This window comes from Corallococcus terminator (genome assembly GCF_003611635.1).
GTDB classification, from domain to species: domain Bacteria; phylum Myxococcota; class Myxococcia; order Myxococcales; family Myxococcaceae; genus Corallococcus; species Corallococcus terminator.
In genome coordinates, this window is the sequence record NZ_RAVZ01000478.1 from 1 (window position 1) to 5,645 (window position 5,645).

4 protein-coding genes are annotated in these 5,645 nt (G+C 67.7%); 1 reads left to right on the forward strand and 3 read right to left on the reverse strand.

Annotation, left to right across the window (positions count from 1 at the left end; all coding sequences use genetic code 11):
• A partial coding sequence (locus tag D7V88_RS38405; RefSeq protein WP_120545498.1) for a polysaccharide lyase 6 family protein occupies positions 1-1,388 on the forward strand: 1,388 nt, incomplete at its 5' end.
• Here the strand turns inward: D7V88_RS38405 and D7V88_RS38410 are convergent.
• From D7V88_RS38410 to D7V88_RS43350, 3 genes are all read right to left on the reverse strand, one after another.
• The gene (locus D7V88_RS38410; protein WP_147449055.1) at positions 1,385-3,349 is read right to left on the reverse strand and encodes an alginate lyase family protein; all 1,965 of its coding nucleotides are present in this window, start codon (positions 3,347-3,349) and stop codon (positions 1,385-1,387) included. The two genes, D7V88_RS38405 and D7V88_RS38410, sit on opposite strands and share 4 nt — an antisense overlap.
• Before the next feature lie 97 nt (positions 3,350-3,446).
• Positions 3,447-4,259 (reverse strand): MbnP family copper-binding protein, encoded by an 813-nt coding sequence (locus D7V88_RS43345; protein ID WP_158625250.1) that lies wholly within the window; start codon positions 4,257-4,259, stop codon positions 3,447-3,449.
• 437 nt (positions 4,260-4,696) lie between these two features.
• A partial coding sequence (locus D7V88_RS43350; protein WP_158625251.1) for a hypothetical protein occupies positions 4,697-5,645 on the reverse strand: 949 nt, incomplete at its 5' end.

The window sequence follows — 5,645 nt, forward strand, 5'->3', positions numbered from 1 at the left end:
CCCCCAAGCGAACGCTCACCGCACGCAGCCTGGACGAGCTGCGCAGCCTGATTGGCTCCGCCCTCCCGGGGGATCGCATCGAGCTCGCCGACGGCACCTACACCAACAACACCCCCATCGAGGTGTCGGTCCACGGGACGGAACAGGACCCCATCGTCATCACCGCGAAGACCGTGGGCGGGGCGATCATCGGAGGCTCCGCGAGCTTCCACGTGGAAGGCGCCTCCCACGTCATCCTGCGGGGCTTCAAGCTGACCCACGCGGTGGAAGAGGATGACGTCGCGCTGAGGATCGTCGGCTCGACCCACGTCCGCTTCACCCGGAACGAGTTCGCCATCAAGGACACGACGTCCATCAGCACCTGGATGCGACTCGAAGGCAGGGGCAGTGGCTACAACCGGATCGACCACAATGACTTCCACGACAAGACAAGCTCCAACGTCTTCCTCGCCGTCTACGGTGATGCGCCGGATGGGAGCCTGGGCATGTCGCAGCATGACCGCATCGACCACAACTCCTTCCGCAAGCTGACCCTCGATGACGAGGGGGGCGAGTGCCTGCGGATTGGCGACAGCAAGAGGGGCCCCGTCAGCGCGTACACCCTCGTGGAGGCGAACCTCTTCGAGGAGTGCAACGGTGACCCCGAGGTCATCTCCAACAAGAGCTCGGAGAACGTCTTCCGCGGCAACACCCTGCGCAACAACAAGGGCTCGCTGGTGCTGCGCCACGGCAACAAGAACGTGGTGGATGGCAACTTCATCCTGAACAACGCGGGCGGCATGCGCGTCTACGGCCACGACCACCTCATCACCAACAACTACATCGAAGGCAGCACCGGCACGGGCGCCCAGGGCACGATCGTCCTCAGCAGCGGTTGCACCGAGGAGGACACGGGCAAGGGCACGGACTGCAGCGTGGCCAACCGGGTGACGGTGGCCTTCAACACCCTGGTGGGCAACCACCCGACCCATCTGGTCATCGGCGCCTCCGTCTCGGACCGGCCCATTCCGGCCCGGGACCTGCGCGTCGAGAACAACCTCCTCGTCGGTGAGCAGGGGACGTTGGTGGACTTCGAGCGGGCCCCCGAAGGCTTCACGGCCACCGGCAACATCCTCTGGGGCGCGGGCTCGCCCGGCGACATGCCGTCCGCGGGCTACGTCCGGGTGGACCCCAAGCTGGTGCGCGCGGCGGATGGCCTGCTGCGTCCCTCCGCCGGAAGTCCGGTGGTCGGCGCGGCCCGCGCCTCCACGGGCGGCCTGACCCTCACCACGGACATGGATGGCCAGGTGCGCGCTGGCGCGCTGGACGTGGGCGCGGACCAGGCGGCGAGCGGTTCGGCCCTGCGCCGTCCACTCACCGCCTCGGACGTCGGTCCCCAAGCGCCCTAAGGCGGACCGGGGGGGCCGGACGGACTGGCCCCTCCCTCCCGTTCGCAGGCCTCGGGTGCGGTGGTGACCGTGACGGCTTCGTCCGCTTCGGCGGGCCGCCGCACCTGGATGCGATGGCCGCGGCCCGCGGCGCAAGCGTGCACCTCGAGCTGGTCCGACTGCGGCAGGGTGGAGATGCGGGCCGGCGACATGGCGTTCAACCCGCTCGTGAAGAGGGTCGCGTAGTGGGCCTGCTCGCCCTGGAGCGGGTAGATGAGCACCGTTGCTTCCTTGCGCACCTCATAGTCCTCCGAGTGCCACCCGTCGTAGGGCCCGGTGGCCCCGCGCACCGTGGAGACCGACAGTCCCTCGGGCTGGGCCTGGGTCACCTGGAGGACGCGCTTGCCCGTCGCGTCGGTGACGGAAGCGGAGGCGCCCCGCGTGGAGACGGTGAGGTCCGGCTGGAACTGCCAGCGCTGCTCGAAGTGGTGCGGGCCTTCCGAGATGAGCCGGTCCAACACCAGGACGACGTCCTTCTCCAGCACCATCACCGCGCGCCAGTGGCGCACCCCCTCGTACAGCGAGTGGAAGCCGGACTGGTAGAGCCACTGCCCTCCCTGGGCGGAGAGGCTGGGACTGGCGTTGCCTTCATGCTGGTCCAGTCCGTCCACCGTCACGGTGTTGTGGGCGCGGGTGCTGCGGAAGTAGTCCTCCTCCTTTCCTGGCTCCTCGGTGAACATCCCGGCGTCGGTCAGCAGCGTGCGGCCGGCCGAATAGAGGACGACATTGAGGGCGTCCAGATGGCTGTGGTCCGTGCGGTAGGGCCCCATGTCGAACACCAGGTGCGTCTGTGCCTGGTAGTCCAGCGCGGGGTCGAACGAGGAGCGCAGCACGGCCACGCCGGAGCTCTCGAAGAGGGCGAGGCGGTCCGTGGGCGCCTGGCCACACATGCCTGCCGTCAGCATGTGGGCCAGCTCGGGGAAGGCCGCGCCCATTCGCGCGAGCAGCACCGGTTGGTGCTTGCGCACCAGGAGTCGCTGGCTCGCCCCGAGCATGGGGATGCGCCCGTCAGGCTGCACGATGTAGGAGGCAAAGCGGGCCATCCGCTCCATCACGGGCCACGCCTGCGGCGACACCTCCATGCCGTGGGTCTGGGCCCACTGCGCCAGTTGATACACCTGGGTGAAGACGTAGAACTGGTAGTAGGCGGAGTTCTCGATGATGAAGCCGTCCGAGCCGATGATGTCGGAGAGCAGATCGTCGTAGCGGGCGAGCGCCAGCTCACGCCAGCGGGGCGCGTCCTCGAAGTGCGGGAAGTTCTCCGCGATGAGCAGCAACGCCGCCGCTTCGGCGAACCCGTGGTTGAAGCCAGCCTCGAAGTGCTCCGGGTCCTCCAGGAAGTACGCATCCTCGAGGATGAGCTGTTCAAGCAGCGTCGCCTCCTGTCTGGAGAGGGCGTCCGCGTGCTTGAGCTTCCAGTATGAGTTGACGAACACCATGGCCCGGTAGGCGGTGCCGTGTTTGTCCTGGCTGAAGACGGAGTTCGTCTTGTTGGCGGCGAAGCTCCTGAAGACTTCCATGAGCTTGTCGCGGTAGCGCTCATCGCCCGTCTCCCGGAAGGCCCACAGGAGGTGGGCCGTGGGCCGCAACCCGTAGAAGATGTAGCGCCAGAACTTCTCGCCGTAGGGGTCCTCCGTCCAGGTCAACGGTGGCGGCAGGTGGACAGGGTCGAACCGGGGAACGGGCCAGGTGTCCTTGAGGAGGAGGTCCGCGTTCTCCAGGTCCCCTTCGTCCAACCACAAGTAGGCCACTTCCTTTCCCAGGAGGTGGCCCTGCACCACGCACGCCTTCCCCTCGCAGCCCTTCTGCTGCACCGGGTTCGCGTCCTCGCGCCCGCAGGTGATGTTCATCACCTGCCCCGAGTTGAGTGCTTCTGTCGGCTCCTTCCCACTCCCGCATTGCGTGAGCAGCCCGAGGCTCAAGGCACCTCCCACGGCTCTCCATCCCCATCGTCGCGGCATGTCTCATCACTCCGTTGCTAGAGGGCGAACCGTCGGGTCCCCGCGAACATCGCCGGGCCTACTCCACGCGGATGAAGGCGTCCGCGCCGCCGGTGGGACGGGGACCGCCGCCGAGCCCGACCTGCGGGAGGAGCGCGGCACACTCCGGGTCGTCGGCGCTGGAAAGGCATCCTGGAACAGGGTCCGTCAGCCCGTCCCCGGAGCTCTCGAAGTCCGTGTGCGCGAAGAGCGCGGCCACGTCGAAGACGATCCGGCTCTGTCCTGGAACGAAGCCCGTGAGGAGGAAGGTGCCCTGGTTCTCCGCGTTGCAGTCGACACCGATGTCCGGCGTCCCCGTGCAACCGTCGGCACGGAGGTGGAAGACGTAGGACCTGTTGCCACCCGAGCGCACGTCGAGGCGGAGGAACCTGTAGCCGTAGGTCCAGCTCCACCACATGCTGGGATCATCGAGGGGTGGCTCGACCCACTCCACGTTCTTGTGGTTGAGCTCGCGAGGCACCCCGATGGTGAACTCCACGCCGGTGTAGTCGTCGAAGTCGGGCACGACGCCCACCACCTCGGTGCGCATCTCCGGGCTGCCCGTGTTGCAGCTTCCGCTGCCGTCCTCGAAGTCCAGCAGGGCGACCGTCTCGCGCTGCCAGCGCCCATCCTGTTCCAACACCAGGGGGTGTTTCTCCCCGCTCTTGCGCACCAGGGAGACGCCGTGGACATAGGCCTTGAAGTCCAGCAACTGGAGGGTGGTCCCGGAGGCGCCGATCTTCTCGTAACTCGCATCGCAGCCCAGGGCCTCGCCGCGCACCTGGGCGGCGAACTGGAGCGCGAGCTGACGTTCCCCCACGCAGGCGCTCAGGAGCGCGGGTACCGCGAGCACGAGGAGCTGCCTGCCGGGTCTCCACCCCCACGTGGCCGACAGGCTTTGGGGGAGGGTTCCGATGAGCCGTGCGATGCACCCCGCCTTCCTGCTTTCTGGCAACGGCTCCCCTCCCGGATACATCTTCCCCCCTTGCCCGTGTGACGCACGGCTTGCCGCCCATCGCGCGCAACGACCCTGGCGGGAGCGGGCGGTTGCACGGCGTGTGCTCACGGGTTCGGGCCAGGAAGGGGACCGCCTGCGCGACAGTGCAATGGCCCTCTGGATGGGGGGCGGCCGTGTCATTGCCTTCCCCTGGCGACGCGCCTTCCCAGGTCGGGTGCGGGGGCTGCCCCCGGTGGGCATTTCCGCGCCTCCCCCTGGGGCGGGACGTGGGCAGAGCTCCCAGGAACGGGGCAGGGTGGAGGACGGTGGCTCCACCCCGCCGGGCTTCAGGCTCAGGGCAGTTCCATCAGCATGTACCTGGTGCCGCTGGCGAACTTGAATGGCCGCAGGCTTCCGGGCTCGATGAAGTAGACCTGCCCGGCGTACTTGCGCACCAGGGTGACGTGGTTGAGGGCGATGTTGCTCTTGTGGACTCCGAAGACAATTCCAATCGCCCCGTCCTTCCATGTGGCCACGGTCTTTGAAATGCCGCGCAGGCTGCTCGCCGGTACCGCCAGTTTGGTGAAGTAGTTCTCCAGTGTGCCCTGGGTGATCCCGTCGCCAATGCGGGGGGCGGCGCTCGACGGCGAGCCTCGGATCGTGTGGTAGCTTGAGATGCACCTGTTGCCGCAGTTGCCCGAGTAGGCGAGCTTGTTGCGCGCGAGCAGGCGCCCCTGGCCGACCTGGCTGGTTTCAGCGGCCAGCCCCGGACCGTAGTTGATACTGGAGGGCCTGATGACGGACGTCGGCTTCGGGGCCGCGATGGACGCGACCATCCCGATGATCGATCCGATCGTGTAGTCCGTGGAGCTCGGGTCCACGGAGCTGCCGATGTTCCAGCTCGAGCGCATCTGCTGCGTGCAGCCGGGACACCAGAAGATGACGTTGTCGCCAATGCCCGAGGAGATGTTGGAGATTCGATCGTACCCGGCGTTCTGGCTCGCGACGAGCGCCTCCGCGCCGTCTCCGGTGTTGGCGATGGCGTCGATTGCCGACGAAACCGGGGCGCCTGTCGCGGCGTAGGCGTCGAAGTCGAAGCCCTTGGAGGTGAAGCCGCTGGCGACCGCGACCATCACCATCAGGTGGTGGCCCGCCACGGTCCGGGTTCCGCCGGACGCCTGGGAAAGAACGGCGCCGGGAGGAGACCGGATGGCGGCCTGGGGATTGGCGCCGCCGGTGGCCTGCTGCTGAGGGATGTTGGCGTAGATCTCGATGGGATTGATCTCCCTGGGCCCTCCGCCC